The organism is Prevotella sp. Sow4_E9_plate, assembly GCF_052116205.1.
GTDB lineage: Bacteria > Bacteroidota > Bacteroidia > Bacteroidales > Bacteroidaceae > Prevotella.
This window is the reverse complement of sequence record NZ_JBQKLN010000007.1, coordinates 80,050-95,598: the sequence shown is the minus strand read 5'-3', so window position 1 is coordinate 95,598 and position 15,549 is coordinate 80,050. Positions and strand designations below refer to the sequence as shown.

The 15,549-nt window shown below is 45.1% G+C and carries 14 protein-coding genes; 12 read left to right on the top strand and 2 right to left on the bottom strand.

Annotated features, from left to right (window positions below; all coding sequences use genetic code 11):
- Positions 1-6: 6 nt before the first annotated feature.
- Both ACTQ53_RS04545 and rsmG read right to left on the bottom strand, forming a co-directional pair.
- Positions 7-651: an MBL fold metallo-hydrolase gene (locus ACTQ53_RS04545; protein WP_153121804.1), complete on the bottom strand. Its 645-nt coding sequence runs from the start codon at positions 649-651 to the stop codon at positions 7-9.
- 163 nt (positions 652-814) lie between these two features.
- Positions 815-1,438, bottom strand: a complete 624-nt coding sequence (rsmG, locus tag ACTQ53_RS04540) for a 16S rRNA (guanine(527)-N(7))-methyltransferase RsmG (protein WP_153121805.1) — start codon at positions 1,436-1,438, stop codon at positions 815-817.
- Positions 1,439-1,696: 258 nt separating this feature from the next.
- On the opposite strand from rsmG, the gene ACTQ53_RS04535 reads away from it, so the two are divergent.
- From ACTQ53_RS04535 to ACTQ53_RS04480, 12 genes are all read left to right on the top strand, one after another.
- Positions 1,697-2,383 (top strand): HAD family hydrolase, encoded by a 687-nt coding sequence (locus ACTQ53_RS04535; RefSeq protein ID WP_217759788.1) that lies wholly within the window; start codon positions 1,697-1,699, stop codon positions 2,381-2,383.
- 40 nt (positions 2,384-2,423) lie between these two features.
- Positions 2,424-3,242 (top strand): 3-methyl-2-oxobutanoate hydroxymethyltransferase, encoded by an 819-nt coding sequence (gene panB, locus ACTQ53_RS04530; protein ID WP_441932230.1) that lies wholly within the window; start codon positions 2,424-2,426, stop codon positions 3,240-3,242.
- Positions 3,243-3,290: 48 nt separating this feature from the next.
- On the top strand, positions 3,291-4,511 hold the full coding sequence (locus tag ACTQ53_RS04525; RefSeq protein ID WP_294967603.1) for an MFS transporter: 1,221 nt from the start codon (positions 3,291-3,293) through the stop codon (positions 4,509-4,511).
- Positions 4,512-4,765: 254 nt separating this feature from the next.
- The gene (locus ACTQ53_RS04520; RefSeq protein WP_441932227.1) at positions 4,766-5,761 is read left to right on the top strand and encodes an AAA family ATPase; all 996 of its coding nucleotides are present in this window, start codon (positions 4,766-4,768) and stop codon (positions 5,759-5,761) included.
- A 134-nt stretch (positions 5,762-5,895) separates the two neighbouring features.
- Positions 5,896-6,765 (top strand): DUF58 domain-containing protein, encoded by an 870-nt coding sequence (locus ACTQ53_RS04515; RefSeq protein WP_218416869.1) that lies wholly within the window; start codon positions 5,896-5,898, stop codon positions 6,763-6,765.
- Between the two features lie 83 nt (positions 6,766-6,848).
- Positions 6,849-7,928: a hypothetical protein gene (locus ACTQ53_RS04510; protein ID WP_441932225.1), complete on the top strand. Its 1,080-nt coding sequence runs from the start codon at positions 6,849-6,851 to the stop codon at positions 7,926-7,928.
- Between the two features lie 57 nt (positions 7,929-7,985).
- Complete coding sequence (locus tag ACTQ53_RS04505) at positions 7,986-8,984, top strand: vWA domain-containing protein (protein WP_153121812.1); 999 nt, start codon at positions 7,986-7,988, stop codon at positions 8,982-8,984.
- Positions 8,985-8,996: 12 nt separating this feature from the next.
- Positions 8,997-10,028, top strand: a complete 1,032-nt coding sequence (locus tag ACTQ53_RS04500; protein ID WP_441932222.1) for a VWA domain-containing protein — start codon at positions 8,997-8,999, stop codon at positions 10,026-10,028.
- Between the two features lie 8 nt (positions 10,029-10,036).
- Positions 10,037-10,789, top strand: a complete 753-nt coding sequence (locus ACTQ53_RS04495) for a tetratricopeptide repeat protein (protein WP_441932220.1) — start codon at positions 10,037-10,039, stop codon at positions 10,787-10,789.
- 62 nt (positions 10,790-10,851) lie between these two features.
- The gene (locus tag ACTQ53_RS04490; RefSeq protein WP_441932219.1) at positions 10,852-13,452 is read left to right on the top strand and encodes a BatD family protein; all 2,601 of its coding nucleotides are present in this window, start codon (positions 10,852-10,854) and stop codon (positions 13,450-13,452) included.
- On the top strand, positions 13,452-14,156 hold the full coding sequence (locus ACTQ53_RS04485) for a phosphatase PAP2 family protein (protein WP_441932218.1): 705 nt from the start codon (positions 13,452-13,454) through the stop codon (positions 14,154-14,156). The genes ACTQ53_RS04490 and ACTQ53_RS04485 overlap by 1 nt, the downstream gene beginning before the upstream one ends.
- 36 nt (positions 14,157-14,192) lie before the next feature.
- Positions 14,193-15,467, top strand: coding sequence for an S-adenosylmethionine:tRNA ribosyltransferase-isomerase (locus ACTQ53_RS04480; protein WP_441191720.1), 1,275 nt, complete (start codon positions 14,193-14,195; stop codon positions 15,465-15,467).
- Positions 15,468-15,549 lie beyond the last annotated feature (82 nt).

Here is a 15,549-nt window from a genome sequence, read left to right as displayed (position 1 = left end):
TTAAAATTATCGGTCCATGTAAGGATTGTGCGCCAGTTCCTCTCCAATGCTGGTAGCATCGCCATGACCAGGAAGCACCTTGGTTTCATCAGGGAGCATACCCAGATGGCGCAGGCTGTTGATGATTCGGAACATACTGCCACCAGGGAAATCGGTACGGCCGATAGAACTCTTGAAGAGGGTATCGCCGGTAAACGCAACATGCTCAGCCTCGCAATAGAAAGTGACGGAACCGTTGCTATGACCAGGAGTCTCAATAACCTTGAACTCATGGCTGCCGAACTTGATGATTTCATCTTCCTCGAAGAAATGACCGATAGGAGGGAACTTCGTATCCAGCTGCATCTGATAGAAGGTCTCTGCCTGATGGGCCAGCCCCTTCATCAGCTTCTCATCGCCCTGAGCCACTTCCGGCTTCAAGCCAAACTCCTTATAGATGGTGTCGTTGCCGAAGTTGTGGTCAAGATGGCCATGGGTAACGAGCAGATGAACCGGCTTCAGTTCGTTCTTACGGATATATTGGGTGATGGCATTGCGCTCTTCAGGATAGAACGCTCCACAGTCGATGATGACGCATTCCTTGGTCTCATCACTTACAACATAGCAGTTCTCCTGCAACATGTTGACTTGAAATCTTTCTATATGTAACATTTTACTTTATTTACTTTGAACATTGAATTCCTTTATTTTGAACTTTGCGCTCCTTTACTTTGAACTTTGCGCTTTGAACATTGAACTTTATGATTAGTAAAGGCTATTGAATTCTTCACTCTTCACTCTTCACTCTTCACTCTTCGTTCTTCACTCTTCACTTCTACGCCGGAACATAGATAAGCTGCTTGTCTTGCTTGAACCATTCTTCCTCGAAGAAGGTGCTAAGCGGAGTGATTTCTGCCACATTGCGGTAATCCTTGAGCTCTTCCTGCAGATTGCCGCCCTTCAGGCAAATCAAGCCATTAGGCAGAGCGTTCTGCCCCTTCTTCTTGAAATTCTTCTTGATGATTTTCATCAGGTCAGGCAACTGCATCACAGCACGGCTTACCACGAAATCATACTTTCCTTTCTCATCCTCACCACGCAAGTGCTCAGCCACAAGATTTTTCAAGCCGATGGCAGAAGCCACCTCATTGCACACGCGAATCTTCTTGCCGGTTCCATCGATGAGCTTGAATTGGCATTCTGGGAAGAGAATGGCAAGCGGAATACCCGGGAAACCGCCACCACATCCGAAGTCAAGAATCTCTGTACCAGGACGGAAATTGATGGCCTTGGCTATTGCCATGGAATGAAGCACATGGTGCTCATAAAGGTTGTCAATATCCTTACGGCTGATGACATTGATCTTGTTGTTCCAGTCGCGATACAGCTCATCGAGCGCTGCTATCTGCTTTTTCTGCTCATCAGTAAGATGGGTGAAATATTTCTCTATGATGTTCATCCTTCTATTATCTTTCGTTTATATTACTTATTTAAGTGAATCTTTTAATATATTAAGGTGCAAAGTTAACGCAATTAGTGGACAAAACAAAATTATATAGCTTTTTTTATATATTTATTTAGATTTTGGTCCCAACTTATTAAAAAAATGTGTACCTTTGCATCCGAAAAAAGATGTTGTAGAGCAGAAAAATGCATAAAACTGCTTGTTCGACTCAATTAGATAGTAAAACATAACAGATATTATAGAATAGTTAATATGATAAAGGCTGCATTATTTGACCTGGATGGCGTAGTGTTCGAAACCGAATCACAGTATTCCATCTTCTGGGGTATGATTGGACGTGAATATCATCCGGAAATCCCAGATTTCGAGTACCGCATCAAAGGACAGACATTAGTACAGATTTATGATAAGTACTTCTCTGAAGATTCTGTTTTTGCTCATATCAAAGGTTATACCGATGCAAAGTCAGAACAGGATAAGATTACTACTCGTCTCAATGAATTTGAGAAGAATATGTCGTACCCTTACATCACTGGCTTCGAAGACTTCATCAAAGACTTGAAGCAGAATGGTGTAAAGTGCGCTGTAGTAACGAGTAGCAACGTTCAGAAGATGCAGAATGTCTACAGACAGCACCCGGAATTCAAAGGCTACTTTGACCGTGTATTGACCAGCGAAGACTTCGCCAAGAGCAAACCGGATCCGGACTGCTACCTGAAGGGCGCAGCATGCTTTGATGCCAAGCCGGAAGAGTGCGTAGGACTGGAAGACAGCTTCAACGGCTTGAAGGCTGTACGTGCTGCAGGTGCATTCACCCTCGGACTTTCCACTACCAATTCCAAGGAGTCGATTGAGCCATATAGCGACTATGTAATTGCCGATTACTCTGGCTTTACATTTGCCGACTTAGTGAAAGTTGTAGAAGAAAACAAGAAGTAATCAAGAAGTAATAAATACAGAAAAAGATAATATAATAATCATGGGATATTTATCTACTGACAAAAAGAAAATTACAACAAAGACGTTTGCTGAAATGAAAGCAGCAGGCGAGAAGGTTACAATGCTTACAGCTTACGACTTTACGACTGCAGGCATTCTGGATGCCGCTGGCATCGACAGCATCCTGATTGGCGATTCTGCCAGCAATGTAATGGCTGGAAATGCAGATACTTTGCCAATTACTGTTGACCAGATGATTTACCATGCCCGTAGCGTGGCTCGTGCCTGCAAGCATGCCTTCGTGGTATGCGATATGCCTTTCGGCAGCTATCAGATCAGCAAGGAAGAGGCTTTTCGCAATGCTTGCCGCATGATGAAGGAGACAGGAGTAGACGCACTCAAGCTGGAGGGCGGCATCGAAATTGCTGATACTGTCAAGGCTCTGGTAGACGCCGGTATTCCTGTGCATGGTCATCTTGGACTCACTCCACAGAGCGTCAACAAGTTTGGTGGTTATGGTATCCGTGCCAAGGATGAGGCTGAGGCTCAGAAGCTCATCAGCGATGCTATCGCTCTTGATAAGGCTGGCGTATTCGCCATTGTCCTGGAAAAGGTTCCAGCTAAATTGGCGGCTGAAGTAACACGACAGGTGAAAGCCGTAACTATCGGTATCGGAGCCGGCAACGGTTGCAACGGACAGGTTCTGGTCTATGCTGATGCTCTTGGTATGACCCAAGGCTTCAAGCCAAAGTTCCTGCGCCACTTTGCCCAGGTAGGCGAGGAGATGCAGAAGGGTGTGAAGGCATACATCGACGCCGTTAAGAGTACAGAATATCCAAGCATAGAGGAGAGCTATTAAGCCTCCTCTCTACATTTTTGCGTCATATAGTTCATAAAGTTTTTGGTTATGGATACACAAAACACGCCCATACATATTAAATTATGGCATCGGGACTTCTGGAGACTCTGTTTTGCCAACCTGCTTCTGATGACGAGTGTCTGCATGCTCATCATCGGCATACCTTATTTTATGACCATTGAAGGTTATCGTCACTGGCAGATAGGAGTTGTAGTAGGTGCTTACGGATTTGGTTTATTCCTTCTGGGTGGCTTCTGTTCCTATCTCCTGCAACGCTATCGCCGTAACAGAGTATGTCTGGTTTCTATCTGTTGCGTGGCAATCAGTCTCGTTGCACTCTATTATCTGGAGACCTTCTGGAACATCAAGTTCGGCTTTGGAGTTCTGGTAGCAACACGAGTAGTACAGGGCGCATTCTTAGGACTGGCACAAATGGCCCTGACCAGCACGTTGGTAATTGACACTTGCGAGTCTTTCCAGCGCACCGAGGCGAATTATATCACCTCCTGGTTCGCCCGACTATCTATTGCCACGGGACCAATTATCGCTTGGCTTGTTGATGATTTTTCAGACATGCACCTTATCTTTCCGGTAGCTTCCCTGTTGGCTCTTGGAGCTTTCGTACTTGTATCGCTGGTAAAGTTCCCCTTCAAGGCTCCCTCTGAGCACTTGCCGCTTTTCAGTTACGACCGTTTCTTCCTGCCACAAGGCATCCCGCTGTTCATCAATATTGTACTCATATTGATAGGCGCAGGAATGTATTTTGCCATTCCTCATAACCAGACGGTTTACCTGATGTTTCTGTTAGGACTGCTGATGGCTATTGTTGCAGAGAAATATGTCTTTGCCGATGCCGACTTGAAGAGTCAGGCTCTCGTGGGCTTGGTATTAATGGGAGCAGCCGAGTTCGTTTCATTAAACGACCAGGACTTTGCCGTAGAGGTGCTTGTGCCTTTGCTGCTAGGTATGGGAATAGGTGTGATCGGTAGCAGATTTCTGCTTTTCTACATCAAGCTGGCCAAGCATTGTCAGCGCGGCACCAGTACCAGTTCCTTCTTTCTGGCATGGGAATTTGGGCTATCATTAGGTATTGCGATAGGTTTTATGTTTTTGGAAAATGCTTACAAGCAAGTTCCGGGTGTCAATAACGTCATCTTCAACCCAACCGTTCACGAAGTGCTTATTCCAGGCATGATATTTACAGGTCTGTCACTTGTCCTGTATAATTTCGTCGTACATCCCTGGTATATGAAACATCGTAATCGCTAAGGTTTCTTATATCATCCAGCCCTTCCTAAATATGACATTTTATTGAAAGAAAGATTCCATATATAGGAAGGGTTTCATTAAAAGTTTCTAAAAATAGCTTTTGTGAAACATTTTTAATATTATTTAGTTAGCATTATTCGCTTTTGTCCCCATAATTCAGTACTTTTGCGTTTGATTTAAGAGGGAGGGTGTAGATATGCACCCTAATTCATCGTAAAAAGTAGAATAAAACGTAAAATAATATTATAAGAATTATGGCAGAAGCTATTGATATCCGTGAGTTGAACATCCGGATTGAACAACAGAGTCAGTTTGTTACCAATTTGGTAATGGGCATGAACAAGGTCATCGTAGGTCAGAAGCACCTTGTTGACTGTCTTCTCATCGGTCTTCTCTCTGACGGCCACATCTTGCTTGAAGGTGTGCCTGGTTTGGCGAAGACTCTCGCAATCAAAACATTGTCACAGTTAGTAAGTGCAGACTATAGCCGCATACAGTTTACACCAGATTTGTTGCCTGCCGACGTGGTGGGAACACAGATTTATTCTCAGAAAGACGAAACCTTCCATGTAAAGCGTGGTCCGGTGTTCGCCAACTTTGTTCTGGCTGATGAAATCAACCGTGCTCCAGCCAAAGTACAGAGTGCTTTGCTCGAGGCAATGCAGGAACATCAGGTTACTATCGGCGAACAGACATTTAAATTGCCAAATCCGTTCCTGGTAATGGCAACACAGAACCCGGTAGAACAGGAGGGAACCTATCAGCTTCCTGAAGCTCAGGTGGACCGTTTCCTTCTCAAGGTCATCATTGACTATCCAACTATCGAGGAAGAAAAGCTCATCATCCGTGAGAATATTCAGGGCGGTCTGCCAACGGTTACTCCAGTAACTACAGCAGAAGAAATCCTGAAGGCCCGCAGCATCGTGAACGAGGTGTATATCGATGAGAAGATTGAGCAGTATATAGCCGACATCGTCTTCGCTACCCGTTATCCTGACCGTTATGGTTTGGGCGACCTGAAGGACATGATTACCTTCGGCGGTAGTCCTCGTGCCAGCATTTCCCTTGCCAAGGCTGCCCGCGCCTATGCTTTCATCAAGCACCGTGGTTACGTGATTCCTGAAGATGTTCGTGCTGTGGCTCACGATGTGCTCCGCCATCGTATCGGTCTCTCCTACGAGGCTGAGGCTAGCGAAGTGACCAGCGAGGAAATCGTAAGCCGTATCATCAACAAGGTGGAAGTGCCTTGATGAAGGAAGTGAAGAGTGAAGAACGAAGAGTGAAGAATTCATTTGCTTAGCTAATCATAAAGTTCAAAGTTCAAAGTTCAAAGCTCAATGTAAAGGAGTTCAAAGTTCAAAGTAAATAAGTTCAAAGTAATAAGTTGGATACACAAGATATCTTAAAGAAAGTTCGGAAGATTGAGATCAAGACTCGCGGATTGAGCCAGAACATCTTTGCCGGTCAGTACCATTCTGCCTTCAAGGGCAGGGGTATGGCCTTTGCCGAGGTGCGCGAATACCAGTATGGTGACGACGTGAGAGATATCGACTGGAATGTCACGGCACGTTTTCATCGTCCTTTCGTCAAGGTGTTCGAAGAGGAACGAGAGCTTACCGTGATGTTGATGGTGGATGTGAGTGGCTCGCTCGACTTTGGTACGATGCGCCAGATGAAGCGCGACCTTGCAACCGAGATAGCTGCCACCTTGGCTTTCAGTGCCATCCAGAACAACGACAAGATAGGTGTCATCTTCTTTTCCGACAGAATAGAGAAATACATTCCACCTAAGAAGGGTAGAAAGCATATTCTTTATATCATCAGAGAAATGCTCGACTTCCACCCTCAGAGCCAGCGTACCAACATCGGCTGTGCCTTGGAATACTTCACACGCGTGATGAAACGTCACTGTACGGCTTTCCTCATCAGTGACTTTTACGACCAGAAGGATTATCAGCATGCCTTGCAGATTGCCAACCAGAAACATGATGTGGTGGGCATTCAGGTATATGACCCGAGAGCCAAACAGTTGCCTGACGTAGGATTGCTGAAAGTAATGGATGCAGAGACAGGGCATGAGATGTATATCGACACCAGTTCCAAAAAGTTGAGAGTGGCTCATGCACAGAACTGGTTCCGACGCCAGGACAACTTGCGCCAGCTCTTTGCCAAAAGCAAGGTGGATTGGACATCAGTCGCAACCAATGAGGACTTTTCGAAGTCGCTCCTGGCACTGTTCAAACAAAGAGGTTAAATTGAGTGAAGAGTGAAGAATTCTACGGCTTTACTAATCATAAAGTTTAAAGTTCAAAGCTCAAAGTTCAAAGTAAAGCAACAATGTTGAAAATTAAGAATATCATATTGACAATGGCTCTTATGGGCTGTTCTGGTTTGGCTTTCAGCCAGACAGTGGAACAGCGCATCGATTCTTTGCAGATGCTTATCGGACAGCAGACCATCCTGCACCTTAAGGCTACAGCCCGAAAGGGTGCCAAGGTGGTGATGCCATTCTTCAAGCCTCAGGTCCAGATAGTTCCAGGTGTTGAGGTGGTGGAGCAGAGCAAGGGTGACACCATGCATCTAGGTGACAACCAGATGGTGGTAAGCCGCGACTATACCATCACATCTTTTGATGAGAAGGTGTATGCCATCCCGGCACTCAATGTGAAGATAGACGGTAAGAACTGCCACGGCAACCCATTGGCGCTGAAGGTGCTCACAGTACCCGTGGATACGGTTCATCCCAATCAGTTCTATCCTCCCAAGACGGTGCAGGAGAATCCCTTCCTCTGGAGTGAGTGGAGCTTCGCCTTTTGGTTGAGCTTTCTGCTGTTAATCGTCTGTGGAGCAATGCTCTATCTGCGCAACCGATTGAAGAAGAATAAGCCTATCATTGCCCGCATCCGTATCATCAAACGTGTGCCTGCCCATGAGAAGGCATTGAAAGAGATTAACTACATCAAACAGCATCACAGTACATCGAACCAGGAAACACAGAAGGAGTACTATACTCACCTTACCAATGCGCTGCGTGAATATATAGTAAATCGGTTTGGTTTCAATGCCATGGAGATGACCAGTACTGAAATCATTGAGAACCTGCGTGCTTCTGGCGATCAGAAGATGATTGACGAATTGAGAATGCTCTTCTCAACAGCCGACCTCGTCAAGTTCGCCAAATACGAGATTCCGATGAATGAAAATGATGCCAACCTGGTAAATGCAATTAACTTCATCGACCAGACGAAGACCAATGAGCTGCCTAAGGAAGAGAAAATTGTGCCTACGCTCAGCAGCGAGGACCAGAAGTCTCAGCAGCAACGCCGCTTCATCAAAACGCTGCTTTGGATAGGAGGCTTCAGCGCTGTTGCTATCTTAGGCTATATCATCTATCAAGTTGTCATGCTGTTGATGTAAAACCATCACTGATAGACAAAATCATCAGAGTGATGCAAACTATAAATGTTATAAGAAATGGAATTTGCAAGTAAAGCATATTTTCTGCTACTCCTGTTGCTGATACCTTATATCTTATGGTATTTTCTTGGGAGAAAGAAAAGTGAGCCAACTATGCGCATGAGCGATACCCGAATGTATCAGTATGCGCCAAAGAGTCTTCGAGTGCGACTCATCCATCTGCCTATGGTACTGAGATGCATCGCCTTTGTGCTCATTGTGTGTGCCATGGCTCGCCCACAGACTCATCATTCTTGGGACAACAAGACTGTGGAGGGAATTGACATCATGCTTGCTATGGACGTATCAACCTCCATGCTTGCTGAAGACCTGAAGCCAAACCGAATGGAAGCGGCTAAGGATGTGGCAAATGAGTTTATCTCAGGTCGTCCTACCGACAATATCGGCTTGACCATCTTTGCAGGTGAAGCATTCACCCAATGTCCAATGACTACCGATCATGCCAGTCTGCTGCGCCTGTTGCAAGATACAAGAACTGACATTGCCGCACGCGGACTCATCGATGATGGTACTGCTGTAGGTATGGGTTTGGCAAATGCAGTAAGCCGATTGAAGGATTCCAAGTCTAAGAGCAAGGTGGTGATTCTCTTGACGGATGGCAGTAACAACATGGGCGACATATCGCCTATGACTGCTGCAGAAATTGCCAAGAGCTATGGCATCCGTGTTTATACCATCGGCGTGGGAACCAACAAGGTGGCTCCATACCCAATGCCAGTAGCTGGTGGTGTGCAATATGTCAATATTCCAGTAGAAATTGACACGCAGACCCTGCGCGACATTGCGCAAACCACAGACGGTAACTTCTATCGTGCTACCAACAATGCGGAGTTGAAGAAGATTTATCAAGATATCGACAAACTGGAGAAGTCAAAATTCAATGTGAAGCATTATGCCAAACGCTATGAGGCTTATCAGCCTTTTGCCTTGGCAGCACTCCTGGTATTGCTCCTGGAGATTTTGCTGCGCATTACTTGGCTCAGAAGAATACCATAAATATATAGAACAATGTTAAGATTTGAAGATCCTATATTTCTCTGGCTTCTATGGATAATCCCGGTACTCATACTGGTACGCTTTATCGGTTGGAGAAAAAGAAGGGCAAAACTGAGAAGACTGGGAGACCCTGAGTTGCTCAAACAGCTGATGCCCGACATATCCAAATACCGCCCAACGGTGAAATTCGTGCTGATGCTTGCAGCCCTGGCATTACTTATCGTGATGGTGGCGCGACCGCAGATGGGTAGCAAGGTTTCTCACGACAAGCGCAACGGAATCGAGACTATGATCTGTCTGGACATTTCCAATTCCATGCTGGCAGAAGATGTGGCTCCATCCCGTCTAGACAAGAGCAAGATGCTGATAGAGAATCTGGTAGATAACTTCAGCAACGACAAGATTGGTCTTATCGTCTTTGCTGGCGATGCCTTCGTGCAGTTGCCTATCACCAGCGACTATGTTTCTGCCAAGATGTTCCTGCAGAACATTTCGCCAAGCTTGATACAAACTCAAGGCACCAACATAGCCCAGGCTATCAGTCTTGCCTCAAAGAGTTTCACCCAGCAGGAAAACATCGGTAGGGCTATCATCGTGATAACTGATGGTGAGAACCATGAGGTGGGTGCTCAGGATGCAGCCCAGATGGCCAACAAGAAAGGCATCAACGTGTTTATCCTGGGTATCGGTAACGCCAAGGGTGCTCCAATCCCTATGGGAGACGGCTCTTATCTGACAGATAATGCCGGCAATACGGTAATGACCGCCTTGAATGAGCAGATGTGCCACGAATTGGCACAGGCTGGCAAAGGACAGTATATCCATGTAGATAATACTAGCGATGTAGAAAAAGCGCTCAACGATGACTTGGCAAAATTGCAGAAAGGGGATATGACCAGTGTCATCTACAGTGCTTATGACGAACAGTTCCAGGCTGTAGGAATCTTGATTATACTCTTGCTCCTCGTTGAGGTCTGCATGATGGAAGTGAAGAATCCGATGCTTAGGAACATCAAGTTCTTTAAGAAAGATTTGAAGAAATGATATAAGATATGAACTATATACATTATATACATTATATAATAGTAACGGTAGCTTTTCTGTTGGGAGGTGGGACAAACGCTGACGCACAAACCGACCGCAACTTGATACGCCAGGGAAACAGGGCTTTCAAGTCCCAGAAGTGGGCAGCTGCTGAGACCCAATATCGCAAGGCTATCTCCAAGAATCAGAAGAATCCACAGGCGATATATAACCTTGGCTGTGCCTTGCTGGCGCAGCAGAAAGATTCACTGGCAATGGTTCAGTTTGGTAATGCTGCACAATTGGAGAGCAATATCTTCCGCCGCTCCAAGAGCTATCACAATATGGGAGTAGTGATGCAAAACCACCGGGAATATGCACAGGCCATCGAGTATTACAAGATGGCTTTAAGATGCAACCCTCAAGACAATGAGACTCGTTATAATCTTGCCCTCTGCAAAAAGTTGCTCAAGAACAACCAGCAGAATCAAAATAACAAGAACAATAAGGACAAGAATAAAAACGATAAAAACAAGGACAAGAAGAACGACAAGAACAAAAATAAGGACGGGCAAAATAAGAACGACCAAAACAAAGATAAGCAAAACAAGAATCAGGACAAGAATAATTCTGACAAGAACAAGCAGAATCAGGAAAAAATGAGTCGCGACAATGCCGAACAGCTCTTGAACGCTGCTATCCAGCAAGAGAAAGCTACGAAGCGCAAGATGCAGAAGGCAATGAGCCAGCCACGCCGAAAGGTATATGACAAAAACTGGTAGCTCTGTCTCTTTAGATATTCATTTGTAAGATAAAGAATATAATTTGTAATTAGATAATAAATATGAAACATATAGGTAGGTTTACTATCATCTTGATGATACTGATGAGCGCCAGCATAAATGCTGTTGCCCAACACCTGAAAGTATCGGCTCCATCCCATGTAGCGGCAGGTGAAAACTTCCGTGTTGCGTATACCATCAATGCACGCGACGTGGAGGAATTCCGCATGGGAAACGTGCCGAACGGGCTGGAGGTCATTGCTGGTCCATACACATCGCAACAGTCCAGTTATCAGATGATAAACGGACATACATCATCATCTTCTTCCGTAACGATTACTTATACGCTTTATGCAGCCAAGAATGGTGTTTTCACCATCGGTTCTTCCCAGGTCCTTGTAGGGGGAAAGAAACTGGCATCCCGCGCTGTTAAGATTAATGTTACCGGACAGGCTGCCCGTAATCCTAATGGTTCTACCAAGATGCATGGAAGAAATGATAATGATGAACCTCATATGCGACAGGCTGGTTCCAGCATTTCTGGCAGCGACCTCTTCATCAAGGTTTCTGCCAACAAGAAACATGTCACAGAACAAGAACCTATCTTGCTGACTTATAAGGTTTATACTTTGGTTGAACTTACCCAATTGGAGGGTAAGATGCCTGATTTGAAAGGTTTTCATACTCAGGAAGTTCCGCTTCCTCAACAGAAGCAGTTCCATACAGAGATGGTCAACGGCCGACCATACAAATGCGTGACCTGGAGTCAATACGTCATGTATCCACAGATGACAGGAAAGCTGGAAATACCTTCCATCAATTTCAAGGGAATCGTTGTCCAGCAAAACCGTAATATTGATCCTATGGAAGCTTTCTTTAATGGAGGTTCCGGTTATATTGAGGTTCACAAGGATATCAAGGCTCCGGGTATTACCATTTCGGTTGACCCATTACCGCAACGTCCTGCTGATTTCTCAGGTGGAGTAGGTAAGTTTAATATTTCTGCCACTATAGACAAGAAAGAAGTAAAAGCCGGCGAACCCATCAATATACGTGTGGTTGTAGGAGGTATCGGAAATCTGAAGCTGCTGAAACAGCCTATTATCGAATTCCCGAAAGACTTCGATCAGTATGATGCAAAAATAACAGACAAAACCCGACTTACTGCCAATGGTCTGGAGGGCAATATGATTTACGACTTCCTTGCGGTACCTCGCAATCAAGGTCAGTATACCATACCAGCCATCGAATTTACCTATTATGATACATCATCATCCAGGTATAAGACCATCAAGACTCAACCATTCACCATCAAGGTTGATAAGGGTGACGGCTCAAGTAACAGCAATGAAGGTGCTGATTTCAACAAAGACAAGGACATTCATACCCTGAAGCTCGGCAAAGACTGTCACCAGAACATCAACGACATGTTTTATGGCAGCGCAAGCTATTGGATCTGTCTGTTGATTCCTCTGCTTGCTTTCATCGCATTGATTATCATCTTCCATCGCAGAGCTATGGAAAATGCCGACATCGTCAAGATGCGCTCCAACAAGGCAAAGAAGATGGCAACCAAGCGCTTGAAGAAAGCTCATCTCTTGATGGTAAAGCACAAACAGGGAGAGTTTTATGATGAAGTATTACGTGCTTTATGGGGATATATCAGTTACAAACTGAATATACCTGTAGAAAAGCTGAATCGTGAAAATATCCGCGAGAAAATGATTTCTCACAACGTAGACGAAGATACCATCAAGAAGTTTACTACAGCTATTGATGAGTGTGAATTCGAGCGTTATGCACCAGGCGATTCAGTGGGTAATATGAATCATACATTCAATGCTGCAATAACAGGAATCATGGAAATAGAGAATGCAATCAATATGGCACGTAAGAAGCGCAAGACCAATCGCAACGGATATTCCCTCATCATGCTTCTGGCAATGATGCTTGGCTTCACTCTTGAGGCTAGTGCCATCACCAAACAGAATGCAGATACAGAGTATCAGAAAGGTAATTATCAGCAAGCTATTCGTGATTACGAGGAGATATTGAAGACTAGGGCATCTGCTGCCATCTATTATAATCTCGGCAATGCTTATTTCCGTACAGACAATATCACGAAGGCTGTGCTCAACTATGAGCGTGCTCACTTATACGCCCCGGGAGATGAGGACATCAATTTCAATCTCCAGTTTGCAAGAAGCAAGACCATTGACAAGATTACACCGGCATCAGAAATGTTCTTCGTCACATGGTACAGGATGCTTGTCAACTACACGAGTGTAGACAATTGGGCAAAGATTGGAATCTTCAGTATCATCATGGCGTTGATACTCGTATTGGTTTATCTCTTTGGACCTCAGCTCTTCATGCGCAAGATAGGATTTTTCGGAGGCTTATTCTTCCTGATTTCCTTCCTGATAAGTAATCTGTTTGCCTATCAGCAGAAACAGGTTCTGATAAACAGGACGGGTGCCATCATTATGGAACCATCGGTAAATATCAAGAAGACACCTGCCAAACAAAGTGCTGACTTGTTTGTCCTGCATGAAGGAACCCGGGTGGATATTACCGACAAGACAATAAATGGATGGCGAGGCATTCGTGTTGCTGATGGCAGAGAAGGTTGGATAGAAACCAAACATATAGAAGAAATATAATGGATTTCAGTAAAATACAAGACATGGACATGCAGGTGTTGAGCATCTTCAATGGTAGCGACAACATCATGCTTGACCAGATGGTACAGATATTAACATCGGGCCTGACGTGGATACCACTCTACGTCATGCTCTTTTTTGTTGTTATGCGCAACAATGAGACGATGGGGCAGATAGCCCTGGTGGTGGGAAGCGCAATCTTCTGCGTTCTATTTGCTGATGGACTGGTTGACGGCATCATCAAACAGCTGGCTGAGAGATGGAGACCTTCAAATGATCCTACATTCAAGTATATGGTGCAGGTTGTGGACAATATCCGTCTGAAGGGTTATAGCTTCTGCTCTGCACATGCTGCCAATACGATGTCGCTGGCTGTTTTCTTCTCCTTACTTATCCGTAGTAAATTGCTCACGATAACACTGGTAATATGGTCTCTCATAAACTGTTGGACGCGATTATATCTAGGTGTACATTACCCTTCAGATATTCTTTGCGGCATGATTATCGGTATCATCGTAGGCATTCTGGTCTATCTGCTTTATTACAAGATTTATCTTCGGATTTCTCCAAAGATTAATTATATCTCCAACCAGTATACAAGTACAGGATATGATCATGACGATATCGATAAGGCAATGGTCATTTTAATGCTCACATTAGTATATGTAGTGACAAGAAGTGTTGTCATGGCTGGTATCGTTTAATAAACTCTACATAAAAGAATTCGATAATAAAACATAATGGATACAAAACATATTAAGATAAGCGATTATAATTACGATTTGCCTGATGAGCGCATCGCCAAGTTTCCTATCTCACAGCGCGACCACAGTAAACTGCTGGTCTATAAGCATGGCGAGGTAAGCGACGATGTGTTCTTCCATCTTCCCGACTATCTGCCAAAGGGTGCCATGATGGTATTCAATAATACCAAGGTAATCCAGGCGCGCATGCATTTCCGCAAGGAGACGGGAGCACTCATCGAGGTGTTCCTGATGGAACCTGCTGCACCTACCGACTATGAGCTGATGTTCCAGACATCGGGTCACTGCTCATGGCTCTGTATGATTGGTAACCTGAAGAAATGGAAAGAGGGAAGCCTGAAGCGAGACTTCGAGATTAAGGGGCATCAGCTTACTCTCTCTGCTACCATGCGCCGTGGAGATGCCCTCAGTGTAGAGGCTTCAGAGATGGTAGCCAAGGGTGGTGGCACCAACTATTGGGTGGATTTCGACTGGGACAACGAGCATGTTTCCTTTGCCGAGATTCTCGAGGTAGTGGGAGAGTTGCCTATCCCTCCTTATCTGAACCGCAAGACAGAAGAAAGTGACAAGACCACTTATCAGACTGTATATTCCAAGATCAAGGGTAGCGTGGCTGCCCCAACAGCCGGTCTGCATTTCACCGATGAGGTGCTCCAGGACTTGGATGCGCATGGCATCGACCGTGAAGAGGTAACCCTTCATGTAGGAGCGGGAACCTTCAAGCCGGTGAAGAGTCTTGAGATAGAAGGTCATCAGATGCATACCGAATATATCGTGGTTCATCGTCGCAGTCTGGAGAAGCTCATCAAGCACGAGTGCCAGGTCATCGCCGTGGGAACCACCAGCGTGCGCACCATCGAGAGTCTCTACTATATGGGAGTGCATCTCATCAAGCATCCTGAGGCAAGTGAAGAGGACCTGCATGTAAAACAGTGGGATCCATACGAGTTGTCGGCAGATGGCAATCTGGTGGATGGCATCAGTCCGGTGCAGGCTATCCAGGCAATCGTCGATTATCTCGACCGCAACGGATTGGAAGCCTTGCATTCCAGCACACAGATCATCATCGCTCCAGGTTATACCTATAAGATAGTGAAGATGCTGGTAACCAATTTCCATCAGCCTCAGAGCACCCTGCTTCTCCTGGTGAGTGCCTTCCTGCATGGTGATTGGAAGAAGGTATATGATTATGCCCTCTCTCATGATTTCCGCTTCCTGAGCTATGGAGATTCCTCCCTGCTCATTCCGTAAGGAGAAGAAGTCAGAGCAATAACAGAACTGCTAATCATAAAGTTCAAAGTTCAAAGTTCAAAATTCAAAGTTCAAAGTAAAA